Source organism: Akkermansia biwaensis (assembly GCF_026072915.1).
Classification (GTDB): Bacteria; Verrucomicrobiota; Verrucomicrobiia; order Verrucomicrobiales; family Akkermansiaceae; genus Akkermansia; species Akkermansia biwaensis.
Genome location: NZ_AP025943.1, coordinates 1,987,338 through 2,001,644 on the forward strand (window position 1 = coordinate 1,987,338; position 14,307 = coordinate 2,001,644).

Annotated in this window: 14 protein-coding genes; 4 read left to right on the plus strand and 10 right to left on the minus strand. The window is 60.6% G+C overall.

Annotated elements, in window-relative coordinates:
• Positions 1-23: 23 nt before the first annotated feature.
• From ruvX to OQH67_RS08195, 4 genes are read right to left on the minus strand one after another with little or no spacing between them, the layout of a single operon-like run.
• Positions 24-449, minus strand: a complete 426-nt coding sequence (gene ruvX / locus OQH67_RS08180) for a Holliday junction resolvase RuvX (protein WP_215435884.1) — start codon at positions 447-449, stop codon at positions 24-26.
• Entirely contained in the window at positions 446-1,507 is a 1,062-nt protein-coding gene (locus OQH67_RS08185; protein WP_215435882.1) for a mannose-1-phosphate guanylyltransferase, read from the minus strand. The genes ruvX and OQH67_RS08185 overlap by 4 nt, the downstream gene beginning before the upstream one ends.
• Positions 1,508-1,541: 34 nt before the next feature.
• Entirely contained in the window at positions 1,542-2,258 is a 717-nt protein-coding gene (uppS, locus tag OQH67_RS08190; protein WP_215435880.1) for an undecaprenyl pyrophosphate synthase, read from the minus strand.
• Between the two features lie 22 nt (positions 2,259-2,280).
• Positions 2,281-4,122, minus strand: coding sequence for a DNA topoisomerase IV subunit B (locus tag OQH67_RS08195; RefSeq protein ID WP_215435878.1), 1,842 nt, complete (start codon positions 4,120-4,122; stop codon positions 2,281-2,283).
• 661 nt (positions 4,123-4,783) lie between these two features.
• On the opposite strand from OQH67_RS08195, the gene ispE reads away from it, so the two are divergent.
• Genes ispE through OQH67_RS08210 form a run of 3 tightly spaced genes read left to right on the plus strand, consistent with a single transcriptional unit; the run spans position 4,784 to position 8,268 of the window.
• On the plus strand, positions 4,784-5,647 hold the full coding sequence (ispE, locus tag OQH67_RS08200) for a 4-(cytidine 5'-diphospho)-2-C-methyl-D-erythritol kinase (protein ID WP_215435876.1): 864 nt from the start codon (positions 4,784-4,786) through the stop codon (positions 5,645-5,647).
• A gap of 47 nt (positions 5,648-5,694) precedes the next feature.
• Positions 5,695-6,267: a DUF2059 domain-containing protein gene (locus OQH67_RS08205; RefSeq protein WP_215435872.1), complete on the plus strand. Its 573-nt coding sequence runs from the start codon at positions 5,695-5,697 to the stop codon at positions 6,265-6,267.
• A gap of 15 nt (positions 6,268-6,282) precedes the next feature.
• Entirely contained in the window at positions 6,283-8,268 is a 1,986-nt protein-coding gene (locus OQH67_RS08210; protein ID WP_215435870.1) for an ATP-dependent DNA helicase, read from the plus strand.
• Positions 8,269-8,280: 12 nt separating this feature from the next.
• Here the strand turns inward: OQH67_RS08210 and OQH67_RS08215 are convergent, their stop codons facing one another.
• From OQH67_RS08215 to OQH67_RS08230, 4 genes are all read right to left on the minus strand, one after another.
• Entirely contained in the window at positions 8,281-9,513 is a 1,233-nt protein-coding gene (locus OQH67_RS08215; protein WP_215435868.1) for a hypothetical protein, read from the minus strand.
• 245 nt (positions 9,514-9,758) lie between these two features.
• Complete coding sequence (locus OQH67_RS08220) at positions 9,759-10,505, minus strand: energy-coupling factor ABC transporter ATP-binding protein (protein ID WP_215435866.1); 747 nt, start codon at positions 10,503-10,505, stop codon at positions 9,759-9,761.
• Positions 10,502-11,314: a cobalt ECF transporter T component CbiQ gene (cbiQ, locus tag OQH67_RS08225; protein WP_215435865.1), complete on the minus strand. Its 813-nt coding sequence runs from the start codon at positions 11,312-11,314 to the stop codon at positions 10,502-10,504. Before cbiQ ends, OQH67_RS08220 begins: the two co-directional genes overlap by 4 nt.
• Positions 11,315-11,321: 7 nt before the next feature.
• On the minus strand, positions 11,322-12,359 hold the full coding sequence (locus OQH67_RS08230) for an energy-coupling factor ABC transporter permease (protein WP_215435862.1): 1,038 nt from the start codon (positions 12,357-12,359) through the stop codon (positions 11,322-11,324).
• A gap of 325 nt (positions 12,360-12,684) precedes the next feature.
• On the opposite strand from OQH67_RS08230, the gene OQH67_RS08235 reads away from it, so the two are divergent.
• Entirely contained in the window at positions 12,685-12,969 is a 285-nt protein-coding gene (locus OQH67_RS08235) for a hypothetical protein (protein WP_067570107.1), read from the plus strand.
• 40 nt (positions 12,970-13,009) lie between these two features.
• On the opposite strand, the gene OQH67_RS08240 is transcribed toward OQH67_RS08235, so the two are convergent.
• On the minus strand, positions 13,010-13,354 hold the full coding sequence (locus OQH67_RS08240; RefSeq protein WP_215435860.1) for a lipocalin-like domain-containing protein: 345 nt from the start codon (positions 13,352-13,354) through the stop codon (positions 13,010-13,012).
• A gap of 12 nt (positions 13,355-13,366) precedes the next feature.
• A complete protein-coding gene (gene argB / locus OQH67_RS08245; RefSeq protein WP_215435852.1) occupies positions 13,367-14,260 on the minus strand; it encodes an acetylglutamate kinase in 894 nt (297 codons plus the stop codon).
• Positions 14,261-14,307: the final 47 nt, after the last annotated feature.

The window sequence follows — 14,307 nt, forward strand, 5'->3', positions numbered from 1 at the left end:
TTCCGCCGGAGGATGGTTTTGGTTCATCCCAGGGTGGAATCCAGCCAGGAGCTGAGGATTTCCACGGCGGCCACCTGGTCGATCACGGGCCGGAAGCTTTTCGCCTTTTTTCCGGCGGCATGCAGTTTTTCCTGGGCGATGACGGTTGTGAGGCATTCGTCCATGAAAATGAGGGGAAGGCCGGGCAGGGCGGCGGAGAGTTCCCTGCCGAAGGCGCGCACCTTGGCGGCCGCGCTGCCTTCCGTGCCGTCCATGCGAACGGGGAGGCCCAGCACCAAGGTGCGGATGCCCCGTTCCTGAACGATCTGCACGATGCGGGTGACGGCGTCCGTCTGCTGCCTGTGGATGGTTTCCACAGGGTGGGCCATGATGCCTACCGGATCCGTGGCCGCTATGCCTATGCGGGCTTCTCCGTAATCGATGCCCAGGGCGGGATGCTGGCTGGTCATCTGAGTTCGTCCGGGAGCTGGTTGACGATTTTCTTGATGTCGTCCGCCTTGTCCCTGTTTGCGATGAGGATGGCGTCCGCCGTTTCTACGACAATGAGGTTGTCCACTCCCAGCAGGGCCACGTGCTTGTCTCCGCCCTGGGAGAAGACGATGTTGCCGGAGGCGTCCTGCACGGTGATGTCCGTGTTGGTTTTATTGCGGTTGTGGCTTTCCAGATAGTCCGCTACGGATATCCAGGAGCCTACGTCGTCCCAGTCGAAGGTGGCTTCAAAGTTGAGCACCCGGTCGGCGTGCTCCATCAGCGCGAAGTCGATGGAAATGGGAGTGAGCGAGGGGAATTCCTCCTGAAGGATGTGATGCGGATCCGGGGCTTCCGCAATATGTTCCACAAAGGAGGCCAGTTCCGGGCAGTGCTTGTCCAGCTGCTCGCAAACGGCGGGGATGCTCCAGACGAACATGCCCGCGTTCCAGCAGAAGTTGCCCTGGGCCAGATAGGAGGCGGCCGTTTCCGTATCCGGTTTTTCCTTGAAGCGCAGGACTTCCCGGCAGGAATGGGCCGGAGAGGCGCAGGGCGTTTCCTTCCCGCGTTCAATGTAGCCGTAGGAAGGGCAGGGCCAGGTGGGTTTGATGCCTACGGTGACGAGGGCTTTTTCCTGCGCGGCGGTGTCCATGGCGGCCTGCATCAGGGTGCGGAAAGCTTCCCGGTCCTGAATGAGCTGGTCGGACGGGATGACCAGCATGACGCCGTGCGGATCCGCCGCCTTGATGAGTCCGATGCCCAGGGCGATGGCGGGAGCCGTGTCACGGCGGACGGGTTCGGATACGATGTTGTCCGCGGGGATGTCCGGCGCCTGGCGGCGCACTTCCGCCTCCTGCAAATGGTTGGTCAGGATGAAGATGTTTTGCCGGGGAACGAGGCCGTCCAGCCGGTCGATGGCCTGGCGGAGCAGGGTGTCCTCACCGATGATATTCAGGAGCTGCTTGGGGCGGTGGTCCCGGGAAAGAGGCCAGAAGCGCGTGCCGCTGCCGCCGGCCAGAATGAGAGCATATTGATTCATGGCTATTCCTTGATGAATTGGGTGCAGGAGGGAATCAGATGCCGCCGAAACGGCGCGTTCTGCGTGCGTAGTCCTTGACGGCCGCTTCCATGTCCTGTTCACTGAAGTCAGGCCACAGGGTGTCCGTCAGATAGAGCTCCGCATAGCTGATCTGCCAGAGCAGGAAGTTGGAAATCCTCATTTCTCCGGAGGTACGAATAAGCAGGTCCGGGTCCGGCATGCCGGCGGTGTCCAGATATTGGCCGAATGTTTCTTCCGTGATGGCGTCCGGACGGAGTTCCCCGGCGGAGATTTTTTGTGCGATTTTTCTGGCCGCGCCCGCGATTTCCGCCCGGCTCCCGTAGGAGAGGGCCAGCACGAGGTTGATTTTGGTGTTTCCGGCGGTTTGCTCAATGCTGCGTTCCAGCAGTTTCCTGGTGCGTTCGGGCAGGCGTCCGGTGTCGCCGATGGCGAGGAGGCGCACGCCCTTGTCTTTCATTTCCCGGAGACGCTTTTTCAGGAAGTCGTGCAGCAGGAGCATCAGGGCCCGGACTTCCGTTTTGGGACGGTTCCAGTTTTCCGAGGAGAAGGCGTAGAGAGTGAGCCAGGGAATGCCGTGGGAGATGCAGAAGTCAACGCAGCGTTCTACGGTGTCCGCCCCCGCCCGGTGTCCGGCGCGGCGCGGCAGTCCGCGGCTGTGCGCCCAGCGGCCGTTGCCGTCCATGATGCAGGCGATATGGCGCGGCAGTTTTTCCTTGGGGATGGTGTGCATAGATAGATGTCGCGCCAACAGACTAGTCCATGACGGGGTCCAGTTCAACACGCAAGTTTTCCAAGATGTATTCCTGGCGTTCCCGTGTGTTTTTGCCCATGTAGAAGGCGAGCAGTTCCTTGACCTTGTGGGAGTCTTCCAGCCGTACCCGGTCCAGGCGCATGCCTTCCCCGATGAAGGCCTTGAATTCATCCGGGGAGATTTCCCCGAGGCCCTTGAAACGGGTGATTTCCGGGTTTTTGCCCAGCAGGGCGATGGCCGCTTCCCGCTCGGAGTCCGAATAGCAGTAGATGGTCTGTTGCTTGTTGCGCACGCGGAACAGGGGCGTCTGGAGGATGAAGAGATGCCCTTCCCGGATGAGTTCCGGGAAGAACTGGATGAAGAAGGTCATCAGCAGGATGCGGATGTGCATGCCGTCGTCGTCGGCGTCCGTGGCGATGACTACTTTGTCGTACCGCAGGTCTTCCAGGCCGTTTTCAATGTTCAGGGCGTGCTGGAGGAAGTTGAATTCCTCGTTTTCGTAAACGACCTTGCGGCTCATGCCGAAGGAGTTCAGGGGCTTGCCCCGCAGGGAGAAGACCGCCTGGGTTTCCGCATCCCGCGCCGTGGTGATGGAGCCGGAGGCGGAGAGGCCTTCCGTGATGAACAGGGTGGTTTCTCCCGCGCGGGCGTGCCTGGAGTTGTAGTGCACGCGGCAGTCCCGGAGGTTTTTGTTGTGGATTTTCGCCTTCCGGGCGTTTTCCCTGGCCAGCTTCTGGATGCCGGAGAGTTCCTTGCGGTCCCGCTCCGCGTCCTTGATTTTTATTTCCAGGGCCTTGGCGGTTTCCGGATTTTTGTGCAGGTAGTTGTCCAGTTCCCGCGCGATGAAGTTGCCGACGAAGGTGCGGATGGTTTCCCCTTCCGGGCTGATGGTGTTGGACCCCAGCTTGGTCTTTGTCTGGGATTCAAAGACGGGTTCCTTCACCTTGATGGAGATGGCGGCCACCAGGGAGGAGCGGATGTCCGCCGCCTCATAGTTCTTTTTGAAGAAGTCACGGAGGGTCTTGACGATGGCTTCCCGGAAGGCCGCCTGGTGCGTTCCCCCCTGCGTGGTATGCTGGCCGTTGACAAAGGAGTAGTGCTCCTCCCCGTACTGGCTGCCGTGCGTGAAGGCTACCTCGATGTCGTGACCTTCCATGTGGATGATCGGATAAAGGGGCTCTTCACTCATGGCTTCCGTGAGCAGGTCCAGCAGACCGTTTTTGGAGACGTAGCGGCGCCCGTTGAAGTGCAGGACCAGTCCCTTGTTGAGGTAAGAGTAGTACCGGCACATTTTTTCAATGTATTCCGGCCGGAACTGGGTGTTTGCCGGGAAGATTTCCTGGTCCGCGTGGAAGGCCGTGCGGGTGCCGTTGGGCTCGTCCGTGCCGCCCTTCCGCCGCGCCTTGGGGACTTCCTCCCCCCGGCGGAACTGGTAGGAACGCGTTTCTCCGTCCCGGTAGGCCTGGATTTCAAAAAAGTCGGAAAGGGCGTTGACCGCCTTGATGCCCACGCCGTTGAGGCCCACGGATTTTTTAAAGGCGTCGCTGTCGTATTTGGCCCCGGTGTTGATCTTGGCGGCGCAGTCCAGCAGTTTTCCCAGCGGGATGCCGCGGCCGAAGTCGCGCACCTCGCACAGGCCGTCTGGGGTGACGTCGATGGTGATCTTTTTGCCGAATCCCATGACGAATTCGTCAATGGAGTTGTCGATGACTTCTTTCAGCAGGACGTAAACGCCGTCGTCCGGTGAGGTTCCGTCTCCAAGTTTGCCGATGTACATCCCCGGGCGCATGCGGATGTGTTCCCGCCAGTCCAGGGTCTTGATGCTGTTTTCGTCGTAGGCCATGTAATAGTAAGCGCGCCCATGATACGGCAACCGGAGGGTAATGACGACGAAAAAATTCCTCATACCTTCTACGCCGTGGCGGCCATTCCCGCGGAAAGCCGCCATATTGCGCGGCGGGCATGCCTTTTCAGGGCGGGAAGCTTCTCTGCGGGTTGAAATTGAAACCTTTTGCGGGCATCGGTTCCGTGTCGGCGCTTTTTGCGGTACAAGGGCTTTATCCGTTCGAATGGCCGGAGAGCGGCAACGGCCGGTTCCGCAATGGAATTTGTCATACGTAGGGGCAGGTCGGAGGAATGGAAGTGGAAAAGGCGCCGGCTTTTTCTCCTTTCAAATGGGGATAAGCCGGGTATACGGAAGTTCCTGGAGAGCGTTTTCAGGGGCTGTCCTTTTGCATGCCGCCGCACCGCGGGTTCATCATTGTTCCGCAGTCGGAAGACATTTTCATGGCAGGGGGGGAGGCGGCTAAAAGGAGAAAAGGAGGGTTTTCATGAACAGGAAGGGGAATGGTCCCGCCGGAGGGGGAACGGCATCGAGAATGAAAAACCGTGTAGTCTTCCGTTTTTTGGCATGCATGCGGCAGGGGGAGGGGCGGGAAGCACTGTAAAATTCTGCGTGAAAGGTGCTTGACCCGGCTGAAATTCCCTGCTGGAATCCGTGAGGCATGATCAGTTACAAGGCCCCGTGCAAGGTGAACGCTTCCCTCCGCGTTCTGGGAAAAAGGGAGGACGGTTTTCATGAGGTGGATACCGTGATGGTTCCGCTGGAGTTGTGCGACGAATTGGAGTTTTCCCCGGCTCCCTGTCTGGGAATGAGCTGCAACGCTCCCGGCGTGCCGGTTGATGAGAGCAATCTGGTCATGAAGGCCGGCCGTCTGATGGAACGGGAACTGGGGCGGCCCATGCCCTGGCATGTCCATCTGGTGAAGAATGTTCCCCACGGGGCCGGGCTGGGCGGCGGCAGCAGCGATGCCGCCTGCGTGCTTGAAGCCCTGAACAGCCTGGAAGGCGGAGGACTGCCGCCGGAACGGCTGGCGGAGCTGGCCGGAGAGATCGGTTCCGACGTCGGCTTTTTCATTTACGGCACCGCCTGCCGCTGTACGGGCCGGGGAGAGAAGGTGGCGCCTCTGCCGGATTGGCGGGAATGGGCGCCCCTGCTTGTTCTGCTTAAGCCGTCGTTCGGTGTTTCCACGCCGGATGCCTACCGCCGCTGGGCAGGTTCCCGCGAGCTTCCGGGCATTCCCTACGGGGAACAGGAGGTGGACGGCCATGTTCTGGTCAACGACCTGGAGCGGCCCGTGTTTGAGAAGCACCTGTTCCTGGCGGAGATGAAGCGCTGGCTGCTGGAAAGGCCGGGCGTCCGCGGAGCGATGATGTCCGGTTCCGGTTCCACCATGTTTGCCGTAATGGAGGGCGGGGACGCCGCCCGCACCCTGATGGAAGACGCCGCCCGGGAACTGGACCCCACCCTGTGGATGTGGTCCGGCCGTGTCGCGCAGCGAGGCTTTTGTAAAAACATGCCGCTGTAAGCGGCGTTGCCTTGACGGCGGGGGATGCGTGCCGTTACACTTCACGCATGTTCAAGAATTTGTTTGCAGGCCTGTTTCTTGCAGGTGCGTGCGTCCTTCAGCTCCAGGCGGGCGAGTACGGGGACAGCGCCGTTCAGGCCGCCCGCGAGCTTTCCGGTGCCGTCAAGACCGGCGACATGATGTGGATGATTGAGAAGATGTATCCGCCCATCAAGAAGCAGCTTGTGTCTTCCTTCCCGGGAGGGGAGGCAGCCTTCATGAAGGCCATGCGGGAAAAGATGCAGGCCGCCGCCGCCGTCATGAAGGAACGCGGCATGGTGGTGGAGACTTATGAAATCGGCAATCCGACGGCGGAACACCTGGTGAGGAACGGAACGGAGGCCCTCGTGGTGCTTCCCACGCGCATGGTGATTTCCATGAAGCGTCCGGACGGCGTCCCCGTCAAGACGGAGAACAACGGCGTTCTCATCCTGGTGAAGGACGTGAAGGAAAATGGACCGTGGACGTTTATCGACGCTTCCAAGATGAACGTGAACGGCCTGCGTTCCCTGTTCTACGATCTGCCCGCCCAGGTGGTTCTGCCCCCGGTTTCTTCCCGCCAGCTTCCTGTCGGCCAGTAAGGGAGGCGTTCCCGTATGAACGGCGCCGGTGCAGGTGAGGATTGCGGCGTTAGCGCCTTTGAAGCGTATGTCCGGCGGGCATTCGCGGAGGACGGCCTGTTTTCCCGCGCCAGGGATTTTGAATACCGGGCGGAACAGCAGAACATGGCCCTTGCCGTTGCACGGGCGCTCCAGGTGGACGCCCCCCTGCTGGTGGAGGCCGGAACGGGCGTGGGCAAGTCCCTGGGCTATTTGCTGCCCGCCGTGAAGTTTGCGCTGGATTTTGAGCGGAAAGCCGTCGTTTCCACGCACACGATCAATTTGCAGGAGCAGTTGTTCAACAAGGATATTCCGCTCCTGCGCGCCGCCCTGGGGATTGATTTTTCCGCCGCCCTGCTGAAAGGCAGGCAGAATTACCTGTGCCACTCCCGGCTGAGACGAGCCCTGGGGCAGATGGATTCCCTGTTTACGCAGACGGAGGCCGCGGAGTTGAAGCGCATCCAGGACTGGGCCCTTCGGACGCAGGACGGCACCCTGAGCGACATGACGTTCAGGCCCTCCCCCAAGGTGTGGGCCATGGTGTGCAGCGAGCCGCACGCGTGCAGCATGCGCAACTGCGGTCCCTCCTGTCCGTACCAGGTGGCCCGCAAGAGGGTGCTGGACGCCAAGGTGGTGGTTCTGAACCATACGCTGTTTTTCGGTCTGATGGCGCAGGCGGAGGAGTCCGAGGAGGCGGGATTCGTTTTTCCCGGGGATTTCGTGATTCTGGACGAGGCCCACATGATTGAGAACATTGCCGCTCGGCAGCTTGGTGTGCAGTTGTCGGAATCCCATTTGAATTACGAGCTGCTGAGGATGTTCAATCCGCGCACGAAGAAAGGCCTGCTGAAGCCGCTGAACAATCCCGCCCTGTTCCAGAGGGTGGAGGAGGTGCTGGACGCTTCCGGCCTGTTTTTCCAGAATGCCCGTGATGACCTGGGCTTTGCGGGGCACGGCAAGATTGTCCGCATTTTACAGCCGGAATGGTCGCAGGACATGCTTTCCCTGCCTCTGGCCGAATTGGTCGGGGAGTTGAAGCGGGAAGCCCTGAAACAGGAGGAGAATGTCTCCGTGAAGGATGAACTGGCGGACATGGCCGCCCGCATGGAGGAGACGCAGGCCTCCCTGAAAGTGCTGATGGACATGACGGAGGAGGAGCACGTGTACTGGGCGGAGAAGTCCGGACCGGAGGGCAGGAACCTGAGCGTGTGCTCCGCCCCCGTGGAAGTGGGGGAAATCCTGAGGGAGCGCCTGTTTTCCGCCGGCCGCGCCGCCATTCTGACCTCCGCCACGCTGGGGACGGGGGATGCGGACATGAGCTATTTTGCCGGGCGCGTAGGCGCGGAAAATGTCCGGAAGCTTCAGATAGGCAGTCCGTTCAATTACCGGGAGCAGATGCGCCTGATCGTGGCCCGCTCCATGCCGGAGCCGGACCAGCCGGAGTACGCGGAAGTGCTGCCCGAATGGATCAAGAGGTTTCTGGCGGAGTCCAAGGGCAGGGCTTTCGTGCTTTTCACGAGCTACCGCCTGATGGTGCAGGCGGCGGAGAAGGTGCGCCCGTTTTGCGAGGAGCAGGGATGGAATCTGTACGTTCAGGGGCAGGAGATGCAGCGGCACGCCATGCTGGAGGCGTTCAGGAAGGACGTGAACAGCGTGCTGTTCGGCACGGACAGCTTCTGGACGGGGGTGGACGTGCCGGGAGAGGCGCTTTCCAACGTGATCGTGACGCGCCTGCCGTTTGAAGTGCCCGACCATCCGCTGGTGGAGTCCCGCTTTGAGAGCATCAAGGCGCGCGGCGGGAATCCGTTTTACGAGTATTCCGTGCCCGTGGCCATTCTGAAGCTGAGGCAGGGCGTGGGGCGGCTGATACGCACGAAGAACGATTCCGGGATGGTGGTGATTCTGGATCCCCGCGTGGCCACCAAGAGGTACGGGGCGAGGTTCATCAAGTCCCTGCCGGACGCGCGGCTGGAGTTCGTGTGAGGCCGGGTGCGCTCAGTTCAGCTTCCAGTTCTGCCGTCCGAAGAAGATGCGGTAGAGTTTCCGTGTTATCCTTCTCTTCCGGCACAGGTGCCAGAGAGCCGGTTTTCTATAGGTAAGCAGGAATTCCACGTCCTTTACCCAGGGCTCCGACAGATGGCGCTGCCGGCAGAATTGGAGAAGGGTTTGGTAGGCGTGGCGCAGGGACGGCGTAGCTAGGTCAATGGAGCGGATATCCCTGGAGGATAGTTCCACGGACGGCATGCAGCCTTCCAGCAGGTGTTCCGCTCCGCAGGCCCTGAAGTTTAAGATGGTGCGTTTGCATTTTTCACAATGGCCGCAGTTTTTGCCGCCCGGCTGGGGATTTTCCCAGCATACCCGGAGGCGGGACACGCCGAAGGGCCAGCCTTTAAGTTTTTCCGCCTTTTCCGTGCGGGAAAAGCCGTGGCCGTCCGGGTAAACCCGGAATTGCCGCTGGGAAAGAAGGTGGTCCGTGATGGGCTGGCTGCCCCAGGGAATAGTCAGGGTGTCGTAGGGAGCCGAGCTTCCCGCGATGAGGTTGCGGTAGCCGGAAGGGGCCAGAAAGGAAGCCAGCCCGGCGAGAACGGCAAGATGGCTCAGTTCTCCCCACAGTGCGGAGTGCTCGAGAAAGATGTGCTGGTAATTGCAGCGGATAACGTACAGCTTGTCGATGCCGAGGTCCTTCAGCATGAGGCGTGCGTTTTCCTCCACCCCCAGCAGGACCTGTTCTTTGGTGAGCGGAACGTCCAGGCCCGCTCCCAGGAAGCCTGCCTTGATGTTCAGCGTATTTCTTCCCGCCTGGCCGGAGGTGTGCCTGTAGGCGGAGAAGGCCACATCCAGCCCTCCCGAGAAGCAGACGAGAGCGGAGTCGTCCACCGGGTCCTGGGTATCGTCAATGATCTGTTCGGGAGTCAGCGTGACGGGATGGAGCTTGTCCGGGTACCATTTGATGAATGCCTCCGTGAAGTTTTCCAGATTCCGGAGCAGGGTGAGGCTCACCGGAGCGTTGATTCTGAATTCGCCGCCGATGCGCATCATCTCAAAGATGAGCAGGCGCGTCCACGCATCTCCCCTGGCGGGCGAGTCCTCCCAGGCCCGGCAGGCCTGTTCTTCCAGTTCCGCCCAGACTTCGCGACGATCATCATCCGTTTGAAAGGTGCAGGTCAGGCGGTGCAAACCATTGGATTGCAGGTGTCCGGTTTTTGGAATATCCAGGGCTGAAGGCATGTCGGCCCACATCGTACGGATTCGGAATCCGGGGTCAATGTTCAATTTTGAATCCGAAGCTATTAGGATTAGAGATGCGCTTCCGGTTGATAAGCGGCTTTTGCGTGAAATGTGTATATTATATTTATAGTCAAATAATTATAATTGTTTATAATTAAAGCGGATTCCGAATTTGCAGGGTAAATTTCCGGGACGGGACCGGAATGGCGGCAGGCCGGAACGCAGTGTGTGGGGATATTTTCCTTTTACCTGCCGCAGTGCCTCAGACAGTAGCTGAGGGGTTGTTCCAGGCGGGCTTCCTCCAGAAGGGCACAGTCCGCAAAGATGTCCGGCACAGGAGCGTCCGCCAGGATGGAGCCGTCTTTCATGACGATGCAGCGGGTGCACAGGTCCATGACCATGTCCAGATCGTGGGTGGCGATGATTTTGGTGTGGGAGAACCGGCGCAGCAGGTTGATGAGCGTGCGGCGGGAGGCCGGGTCCAGATTGGCGCTGGGCTCGTCCAGGACGAGGATGTCCGGGCTCATGGAAAGGACGGTGGCGATGGAGACGGCGCGCTTTTCCCCCCCGGAAAGGTGATGCGTCATTTTGTCCGCCAGGGCGGCGGCATTTACATCCCGCAGGGCCTGGGCCACGCGGCGGTCTATTTCTTCCTGTGGGAGCCCCATGTTCAGAGGGCCGAACGCCACGTCTTCCCGGACCGTGGGCATGAAGAGCTGGTCGTCCGCCTGCTGGAACACCATGCCCACGCTTTCCCGGACGCGGGCGGCCGTTTTAGGCGTCACGGGGATGTCCCCCACACGCACCTGTCCGGAAGAGGGTGTCAGCAGGCCGTTGAGATGGAGCAGCAAGGTGGATTTTCCCGCTCCGTTTCCTCCGACAAGGGCGACGGATTCTCCGTGCGTGATGCGCATGGTGACGCCGTTCAGGGCCGGGGGAGAGTCCGGATAGCTGAAGCACAGGTCGATGGTTTCTACAAGATGGTGGCTCATGAGATGAGATTGCGGGTGAACTGGCCCGCCAGCATGGTGACGTTGACGCAGCGGAAAAGGATGGCGAAGAGGCAGAAAAAGAGACCGCCCATGACTCCCCGCGCCGTGATGACGCCGGGAACGGAAGAGAATTCGGGATCTTCCCCGCCCCTGCACTGCACGGCCTGGTAAATGCGTTCCGCCCGGCCGAACGCGCGCAGCAGGAGCTGTCCCGTCATGGCCCCCCATATGGACAGCGGGACGGCACCGGAGGAGCCGCGCCGGGAACGGAAGGCCAGGAGCGTGTTCTGAAATTCGTCCACCAGAATGAAGGCATACCTGTACAGGAAGGCCAGCACGGTGATCAGGATGCGCGGCACGCCGAGCTGCCGGAGGCCGCGGCACAGCGGGGCGAAGCCGGTGGAGGCCAGCAGGGTGAAGGCCGCCAGAATGGTCAGCATGCACCGCAGGATGATGGAGATGAAGGAGATCATGCCCCGCGTGACGGGAATGCCGAACCATTCCCCCGCGGGCGTCCTGTCCACCAGGGGATTGAATATCCCGATCATGACGGCGACGGGCAGGAGCCACAGGGTCCGTTTCAGCAGGTAGCCGAGGGGGAGCCCCGCCATGCGGATGACGCACACGGGGAACAGGAAGAAGGGGAGCAGCCCCGTGATTTCCTGCGGCGGCCAGGAGAGGACGCAGATTTGGAAGACGATGAAGGCTCCTATCTTGATGCGGGCGTCCAGACGGTGGAATCCGGTGTTTCCGCAGGAAAACCGGTCCATTTGGCGGAATTGCCGCGCGGCGTCCGTGAAGAGGGGCATGGAGGAATCAGCGGGGGCGGTCTTCGTGCGGTTTTCTGCCGAAGAGGAATCCGGCCAGGAAGATCAGAGCCGCGATGATGGCGCTGCCCAGGATGCCGGCCAGGCTCGTTTCAGGATTGACGAGGGAGGCGGGTTCCGTGTCCGGGACCGTTTCTTCCGCGGCGGGCAGGGCGTAGTCCGGCATGATGGCTGTGGCCGTTTGTACGGATTCCAGATTGCGGTGGATGGCGGAGGGTTCCGCCAGGCTCGTTTCCTCGGAGCCCGTGACTCCGGCCACGGACCATTCCAGGCCGTCCGGGTAGGCGGAGGCGAACCAGGAGAGGGCCGCGCCGCAGAGAAGGGCGGCCACCGCAAAGATGCCCAGGACGGTGAAGGACGCCTTTTTGGGAGTTCCGTGTTCAAGTCCGGCAGGACGCAGCAGGGAGGGCTGCGCCTTGCTGATGAAGATGACCACGGCTGCCGTGGCAAGCCCTTCCACAACGCCGATGGCCAGGTGGATGGGCAGCATCAGTTGCACGAACTGGGCGAAGGGCAGGGCGGAGATGCCGGAGGCCGTAGTTTCCAGAACGACGGAGAAGGCCCCCAGCTGAAGCCCGATGACGGCGGCCGTGATGCTTGCCAGCGTGATGCGGCCCGTGCCGGGGCTGCCGCCCGCCAGCGGCTTGTAAATGAAGGGGTAGGCCACCAGGCAGGAGAAGAAGCCCAGGTTGAAGATGTTGCAGCCCAGCGCCAGCAGGCCGCCGTCCGCGAAGAAGAGGGCCTGGACGGCCAGGATGGCCGCCATAACCAGGAAGCCTGCATAGGGGCCGAGCAGGATGGCCAGAATGAGGCCGCCGCCCAGGTGTCCGCTGGACCCGGTGCCCGGAATGGTGAAGTTCAGCATCTGGCAGGCAAAGATGAAGGCTCCCAGCACGCCCATGAGCGGGACGAGCCGAGCTTCCTTTTCCTGCTTGATCCTGCGTGCGCAGAGTACGGTGATGGCCGCCGTGGCCGCCCACATGGTGCAGCCTACCGCCGGTGAAACGAAGCCGTCCGCCATATGCATGGTTTCTGTGTCTTTCTATGGGTGGAATGGTGGTGAAATGCCCCGGATTGGGCAGATTGGCGTTACTTTAGCACAAATGCCGGAAAGCCGAAGAAGGAAGTGCGGCAACATGGGAAAGGATTATTTTTGCGCATGTGTGCGGGGGCCGGGAATTGCTGTCGCAGTTGATGATTCCGTACGGAAGGATGAGGGCCTTTCCGCATGCCGCATGGTGCCTGGTCCGGAAGTTTTTCTTTAATCCGGAAATGTTTTCAGGAGGAAGCCTGCTGGAAGTAAACGGGTTGGACTTGATGCGCCGCAGTCTTTTGTTTGTTAGACGGGGCTCATGATGAATTTTTCCTTAGCAAAGTGCCTGTTTTCAATAGGCGGCTGTACAACCATCCTCAGCAACGTTTCCGCGGACACCGCCGTTTCCTCCGCCGGAGCCATTGGCGGCCTGGGAATTTTGACGATTGCGGTGAATTATACGCTGAACCTGCTCAAGAAGAAAGACGAGCAGCTGATGGCGAAGGACGCCCGGATTGAGGCCCTGGTGGACCGGCTGATCAACAAGTGCCCGAATTGCGAACTGGCGAAGGCCGCCAACAAGTCCCTGCTGGAGGACGAGTAGCTGTTCCGCAACGCCCGTAAGGGCCGTTTTCGTATAGGACCTAGGGCTTGACGCGGATGTAGGCGTCTTTTTGGCCGCCTGCCTCCAGTTCCAGTTTTCCATCCGTCAGGCTGGTGATGACGGCCTGGGTGGTGAAAACTGAGCTGTTTTTATTGCCGATGCTTTTCCCCCGGAGAGTGAGGACGTTGCCGTTCCGGCTCCATTCCGTGTAAACCAGCGTATTCATGTTGACGGATTCCGCCCCGCCGCCGGGCAGGAGGCGGATGCCCTGCATGGCGCCGGGCTGGCCAGGAACGGGCTGAACCCAGCACCCCGTGATTTCAGCCTGGCGAGAAGCGCAGGAAGCCAGAAGGAGCACTGCTGCAGTGCAGAGAAGCTTGTTCATGGAATGGTGTTTTTAACGCTGTTCCCGGATGACTTCCGTGCCGATGCCGTCCGGAGTGAAGATTTCCAGCAGCAGGGTGTGGGGCAGGCGCCCGTCAATGAAGTGGACTTTCCGCACGCCCGCGTTGAGGGCGTCGATGGCGGAATGGATTTTCGGGATCATGCCTCCGGAAACGGTACCGTTTTCGATGAGTTCAAGAGCTTCGGTCCGTGTGACGGATTTGATGAGGGTGGAAGGATCGGAGGGGTCCTTCATGATGCCGGGGACGTCTGAAATGTAGATGAGCTTGACCGGCTTGAGTTCCCTGGCAAGAGCGGCGGCGGCCAGGTCCGCGTTCACGTTGAGCGGCTTGTGGGTGCCCAGTTCCTTGGCTAGCGGGGAGACGATGGGGGTGATTTGCAGTTCCAGAGCTTCCGTGACGCGTTCCGTGAGGCAGCCGATGACGTTGCCCACTTCCCCGATGTCCACGGGGTTGCCCTGTTCATCCTTTTCCTGAATGCGCTCTCCGACGAAGATTTCCGTTCCGGGAATGCCCACCCCTTTTCCGCCGAAGTCGCGGAACATTTGGACCAGGCCGGGGTTGATGGTGCCGGAAAGGGTGCGTTCCACAATGGATATGGCTTCCGGGGTCGTCACGCGCAGGCCGTTGATGAAGTGGGCTTCCAGACCGGCTTCCATCATGGCCTTGGAAATGGCCTTTCCGCCTCCGTGAACAATGACGGGGTTGAAGCCCAGCGCCTCCAGCAGCACGATGTCCCTCATGAGCTTTTTGACCAGGCGGGGGTCGTCCATGGCGCTGCCTCCGAATTTGATCAGGAAGGTTTTGTCCCGGTAGGCCTGGAGGTAGGGAAGCGCGCCGACGATGACGGATGCCTGTTCAATCAGGCGGGTGATTTTGGAGTCCATATCAGTAATGCAACGGTAGAGATGATTGATGCGGAAAGGGGGAAGGG

Excerpts from the sequence above, each read along its gene's own strand:
- ruvX (WP_215435884.1), bottom strand. The coding sequence starts at position 449 with ATGACCAGCCAGCATCCCGCCCTGGGCATCGATTACGGAGAAGCCCGC.
- OQH67_RS08185 (WP_215435882.1), bottom strand. The coding sequence starts at position 1,507 with ATGAATCAATATGCTCTCATTCTGGCCGGCGGCAGCGGCACGCGCTTC.
- uppS (WP_215435880.1), bottom strand. The coding sequence starts at position 2,258 with ATGCACACCATCCCCAAGGAAAAACTGCCGCGCCATATCGCCTGCATC.
- OQH67_RS08195 (WP_215435878.1), bottom strand. The coding sequence starts at position 4,122 with ATGGCCTACGACGAAAACAGCATCAAGACCCTGGACTGGCGGGAACAC.
- ispE (WP_215435876.1), top strand. The coding sequence starts at position 4,784 with ATGATCAGTTACAAGGCCCCGTGCAAGGTGAACGCTTCCCTCCGCGTT.
- OQH67_RS08205 (WP_215435872.1), top strand. The coding sequence starts at position 5,695 with ATGTTCAAGAATTTGTTTGCAGGCCTGTTTCTTGCAGGTGCGTGCGTC.
- OQH67_RS08210 (WP_215435870.1), top strand. The coding sequence starts at position 6,283 with ATGAACGGCGCCGGTGCAGGTGAGGATTGCGGCGTTAGCGCCTTTGAA.
- OQH67_RS08215 (WP_215435868.1), bottom strand. The coding sequence starts at position 9,513 with ATGCCTTCAGCCCTGGATATTCCAAAAACCGGACACCTGCAATCCAAT.
- OQH67_RS08220 (WP_215435866.1), bottom strand. The coding sequence starts at position 10,505 with ATGAGCCACCATCTTGTAGAAACCATCGACCTGTGCTTCAGCTATCCG.
- cbiQ (WP_215435865.1), bottom strand. The coding sequence starts at position 11,314 with ATGCCCCTCTTCACGGACGCCGCGCGGCAATTCCGCCAAATGGACCGG.
- OQH67_RS08230 (WP_215435862.1), bottom strand. The coding sequence starts at position 12,359 with ATGCATATGGCGGACGGCTTCGTTTCACCGGCGGTAGGCTGCACCATG.
- OQH67_RS08235 (WP_067570107.1), top strand. The coding sequence starts at position 12,685 with ATGATGAATTTTTCCTTAGCAAAGTGCCTGTTTTCAATAGGCGGCTGT.
- OQH67_RS08240 (WP_215435860.1), bottom strand. The coding sequence starts at position 13,354 with ATGAACAAGCTTCTCTGCACTGCAGCAGTGCTCCTTCTGGCTTCCTGC.
- argB (WP_215435852.1), bottom strand. The coding sequence starts at position 14,260 with ATGGACTCCAAAATCACCCGCCTGATTGAACAGGCATCCGTCATCGTC.